This window comes from Mucilaginibacter sp., from assembly GCF_028288105.1.
Taxonomy (GTDB): Bacteria; Bacteroidota; Bacteroidia; order Sphingobacteriales; family Sphingobacteriaceae; genus Mucilaginibacter.
In genome coordinates, this window is sequence record NZ_JAQBOI010000054.1 from 1 (window position 1) to 4,189 (window position 4,189).

Below are 4,189 nucleotides of genomic sequence, written 5' to 3' on the forward strand. Positions count from 1 at the left end.
ATGACTCCTTGTATATTTAATTGGAGCGGTGGTAAGGATAGTGCTTTAGCGCTTTACTATTGCCTTCAAAATCCCGAACTGGATATCCGTTACCTTGTCACTACTGTTAATGATGCGGTAGATCGTATATCTATGCATGGCGTTCGTACAGAGTTGCTGGTACAGCAGGCCGAAAGCATAGGTATACCGCTTTATCAAATACGTTTACCCGAAATGCCCGATATGGCTACCTACGATAAAGAGATGACCGGCCACCTAACGCATTTTAAAAATGAAGGCATCACACATTCTATCTTTGGCGATATCTTTTTGGAAGACCTCAGAAACTATCGCGATAAACGTTTAGCCGAGGTTGGAATGACAGGGATCTATCCGCTTTGGAAACGTGATACCGGCGAACTTATAAATGAATTTTTATCGCTTGGATTTGGTACAGTGATAGCCTGCGTTCAAGATCATCTTGAAGAAATAGTTGGGAGGGAGATAGATCCAGAGCTTATAAAAAACCTTCCCGAAAATATTGATGTGTGTGGAGAAAATGGAGAGTTTCACACCTTCGCTTTTAAAGGCCCCATCTTTAAAAAAGAGGTAAAATATCAAACAGGAGAGAAGGTGTTTAAAGAATATAAGGCTCCTCAAAAATCAGATGATTCCTGCGGAGTAGGTACTGATAAAATATTATCAGGCTTTTGGTATTGTGATCTTTTACTGGCCTAAACTCCTTATGCTTTTAAGATTTTAAACATCATTTTAAAAAGATTCAAATAATGTTTGAAAGTGGGTACGCGATGTATATAATCACCCTTTTTTACTTATAAAAGGCTGCCAAATATAATTTGTTTGAGCTTTTTGTGCTGATATAACTAATTAATTATCAATAATTTAAATAGTTTATATAACAATGGTATACGCAGGGATTTAATAGTCAAAAGCTTTAATCTGAGTATTTATACTTAAAGCATCACCAAATAAAATTCTGTATGGAGTATTTAAAATACATAACTATCTATTTTACAGATAGTTATGTATTTTAATTAAATTAATAGTTATATCTGTAGTAGCTCTCTCTAAAATCTTTCCCCATTTCTGCAAAGCGTGCCGAAACTGTTTTTAAAAACGTTTCGTCGAGTAATTCAAACACACTGTTCACGCCGTCTGTTAAATCCATTTCCGGTATTTTATAACTCTGCTCCAAGGTGCCTTTTTCTATCTTCACAATAAATTTTTGGTTCATGTTTAGGATAGATATTTTAAACTCTGGGTGGGGTAGTTCTGCAATTATTCTCATGATGTAAAATCTGTTTTTATCAATTCCCCTAATGGGTCTTTTCCGTTAATTGTTCCCTTACTTTCAATGATGCTGAACCGAGCGAAAAGCTCCTCACTATACCAGCCCTCGCTACGTGTTTTTTTGATCACTTCGGCGTGTTCTTTGCTGCCATAAGCAAAGGCTTTCATATGCTCCATGCTTTCCCAAACCGAGAAAGTGGCCTGCCGGTAAACAGGGGCCTCGCCAATCCCAAAGGATGTAATGTAGCCCGGTGCACCAACCATAAGGTTGGCCACCCCATCCACATGCGACCAAAAGTTTTTCAGTCGGTTTATCCTGATAGTTGCGCGGGTAAGTACGCCGATAGGCCCATCGGTTATCACATTATTTGGTTTGCCGAATGGCTCTTTGCCATCCCATTTGCCATGGCTTTGCATGGGCTCACACAATAATGTCCAGCTTTCGGTACCCAATAGTTTCCACCATTTGCTTACAAAAGATGATTCGGTGAAGCGTTCGTAATCGTCCCGGTCATCCCATGCCGCTAATAATCCCCACTGTTGCCAGTCGGGTTGCAGGTCAAATGTGCCATTACGGCCGCTGCCTAACAGTTTCCAAAAGCTACAGCCATCCTGCAGCCACATGGGTAGGCGGTGTATAGCCATTGCAAGCAACGCAAGTGGCACAAGCGCTTTACGGTAACGGACTATAGTGAGGCTAACGATCATCACTGCGAAAATAAAATATTAAATATGAGATTTAGCTTATTTAGTTTCAACAGGGCATCATTACATTTGCTTTATGGCAGAGGATTTACAAATAACAACATCGGCAAATAAAGAGGAGCAGTACCAATCGCTTATCCCCCAGATAGAAGCTTTACTTTATGGCGAACCCGACTTAGTGGCAAATCTTGCTAACATAGCTGCAGCGCTAAAGGAGCAATTTAAATGGTTTTGGGTTGGGTTTTACCTGGTGAAACAGGACGAATTGGTTTTAGGCCCGTTTCAGGGGCCTGTTGCATGTACGCGTATTGCCAAAGGAAGGGGCGTTTGTGGCTCGGCATGGCAACAAGCCGAAACATTGATAGTGCCGGATGTAGATAAATTTCCCGGGCATATTGCCTGTAGCTCGTTATCCCGCTCAGAAATTGTATTGCCGCTATTTCATAATAACGAGGTAGTAGGTGTGCTGGATGTAGATAGCTCTGAACTAAATGAGTTTAACGAAACTGATGCAAAGTATCTTACCCAAATTGTTAACCTGATAAACTTTAATGACTAAGGTTTATTTGATTCCCGGTTTGGGGGCGGATAGTAGGCTGTTTAAGAATATTCAGTTACCTGCCGGATACGAGGTTGTACTGGTTGACTGGCTTATTCCTACCGAAACTGATACTTTAACAAGTTATTCACAAAATCTTGTAAGTCAATTCAGTATGGCTGATAATTCGATTGTGATAGGGGTGTCATTGGGCGGAATGATCTCGGTAGAAATTGCTAAGCAGGTAAAGCTGGATAAGGTGATCCTGATATCAAGTATTAAGACAAGTAGTGAAGCACCGTGGTATTTTAAGTTCTTCCGGAGCCTGCCGGTTTACAAAGCTATTCCGGGTAAATTAATGACGTATTTGGGTTTTCTTGTAAAACCCATGTTCGGCAAAATGAACCCCGATGACTTGGCATTGTTTAAGAGCATGCTGCAAAATTCGTCGCCAATATTTTTAAAGTGGGCCATGCGCTCAGCGTTATATTGGAAAAACGATGTTGAATTTTCCAACCTGTACCATATCGTCGGCAATAAAGATCTTGTTTTCCCATACCAAAACATTAAAAATCCCACAGCTGTTATTAAGGGCGGCACACATATTATGATATTTGATAAGGCTGCCGAAATTAATGTTCTATTGGCCGATATCTTAAAATAATAAATGAAATTACCTGATACTTATTACCATAACCACGATGTGGTTGCTATAAGCCGCGACCTGATAGGTAAGTACCTGTTTACTTGCATTAATGGTGAACTTACCGGTGGATATATTGTTGAAACAGAAGCCTATGCGGGTGTTATTGATAGGGCCGCACACTCTTACGGTGGCCGTATGACGCCACGCACGCAAACAATGTATATGCAGGGTGGTGTATCTTATGTTTACCTCTGTTATGGCATACACGAAATGTTTAATGTGGTTGTATCAGAAGAGGGGCGGCCACATGCTATTTTAATTAGGGCCATACAACCTACTGAAGGTTTGGATATTATGATGCTACGGCGTAACTTAGATACACTAAAACCTAATATTACTAAAGGCCCGGGTTCTGTTGCTAAGGCGTTGGGTATATCCCGCAAAATAAATGCGCTGAGCTTACAAAGTGATGTGATCTGGATAGAGGATAGGGGGCTTACTTTCCCGGATACTGAAGTGGCTGCAGGGCCACGTATTGGTGTTGATTATGCAGGCGATGATGCTTTGCTGCCTTATCGCTTTTATGTTAAAGGAAATATTTATGTGAGTAAGCCCAACAAATAATTTACTTGTTGGTTTATTGGTCAGTTTATATATTAATTACTTACTATGAGCGATTGGTCAAAAACAGAGAGCCTGAAATATTTTCGGGACAAAGTAAATGAAGTTAAAACAGCTATGCTGACCACTTACAGTGCAGAAAATGGCTTTAACAGCAGGCCAATGGGTACTGCAGATGTAGATAGTGAAGGGAATATATGGTTTTTTACCAATGAATATTCACAAAAGGTGAGTGAGATATCGGTAGAAAATACAGTTTCTTTAACCTATTCTGATATAAAAAACCACACCTATTTAAGTATTGTAGCCGAGGCAGCATTGGTTAACGATAAAGCCAAAATGAAAGAATTGTGGAACCCCTTTGTAGAGGCATTCTTTCCCGAGGGATT

7 protein-coding genes are annotated in these 4,189 nt (G+C 40.2%); 5 read left to right on the top strand and 2 right to left on the bottom strand.

All coding sequences use genetic code 11. The features are described 5' to 3' along the window. Window positions 1-717, top strand: a 717-nt coding sequence (locus JWQ85_RS03710) for a diphthine--ammonia ligase (protein WP_299464134.1), incomplete at its 5' end; no start/stop codon positions are given. A 322-nt stretch (window positions 718-1,039) separates the two neighbouring features. Here JWQ85_RS03710 and JWQ85_RS03715 read toward each other — a convergent pair. Both JWQ85_RS03715 and JWQ85_RS03720 read right to left on the bottom strand, forming a co-directional pair. After that, on the bottom strand, window positions 1,040-1,288 hold the full coding sequence (locus JWQ85_RS03715) for a hypothetical protein (RefSeq protein ID WP_299464137.1): 249 nt from the start codon (window positions 1,286-1,288) through the stop codon (window positions 1,040-1,042). Then, complete coding sequence (locus tag JWQ85_RS03720; protein ID WP_299464140.1) at window positions 1,285-1,998, bottom strand: DUF3291 domain-containing protein; 714 nt, start codon at window positions 1,996-1,998, stop codon at window positions 1,285-1,287. Before JWQ85_RS03720 ends, JWQ85_RS03715 begins: the two co-directional genes overlap by 4 nt. Before the next feature lie 73 nt (window positions 1,999-2,071). Here JWQ85_RS03720 and JWQ85_RS03725 point away from each other — a divergent pair, with 73 nt between their 5' ends. From JWQ85_RS03725 to JWQ85_RS03740, 4 genes are all read left to right on the top strand, one after another. Then, window positions 2,072-2,554, top strand: coding sequence for a GAF domain-containing protein (locus JWQ85_RS03725; RefSeq protein WP_299464143.1), 483 nt, complete (start codon window positions 2,072-2,074; stop codon window positions 2,552-2,554). Continuing rightward, on the top strand, window positions 2,547-3,197 hold the full coding sequence (locus JWQ85_RS03730; protein ID WP_299464145.1) for an alpha/beta hydrolase: 651 nt from the start codon (window positions 2,547-2,549) through the stop codon (window positions 3,195-3,197). Before JWQ85_RS03725 ends, JWQ85_RS03730 begins: the two co-directional genes overlap by 8 nt. A gap of 3 nt (window positions 3,198-3,200) precedes the next feature. Then, window positions 3,201-3,803, top strand: a complete 603-nt coding sequence (locus JWQ85_RS03735) for a DNA-3-methyladenine glycosylase (RefSeq protein ID WP_299464148.1) — start codon at window positions 3,201-3,203, stop codon at window positions 3,801-3,803. Window positions 3,804-3,848: 45 nt separating this feature from the next. Beyond that, a partial coding sequence (locus JWQ85_RS03740; RefSeq protein WP_299464151.1) for a pyridoxamine 5'-phosphate oxidase family protein occupies window positions 3,849-4,189 on the top strand: 341 nt, incomplete at its 3' end.

Excerpts from the sequence above, each read along its gene's own strand:
- JWQ85_RS03735 (WP_299464148.1), top strand. The coding sequence starts at position 3,201 with ATGAAATTACCTGATACTTATTACCATAACCACGATGTGGTTGCTATA.
- JWQ85_RS03725 (WP_299464143.1), top strand. The coding sequence starts at position 2,072 with ATGGCAGAGGATTTACAAATAACAACATCGGCAAATAAAGAGGAGCAG.
- JWQ85_RS03720 (WP_299464140.1), bottom strand. The coding sequence starts at position 1,998 with ATGATCGTTAGCCTCACTATAGTCCGTTACCGTAAAGCGCTTGTGCCA.
- JWQ85_RS03715 (WP_299464137.1), bottom strand. The coding sequence starts at position 1,288 with ATGAGAATAATTGCAGAACTACCCCACCCAGAGTTTAAAATATCTATC.
- JWQ85_RS03730 (WP_299464145.1), top strand. The coding sequence starts at position 2,547 with ATGACTAAGGTTTATTTGATTCCCGGTTTGGGGGCGGATAGTAGGCTG.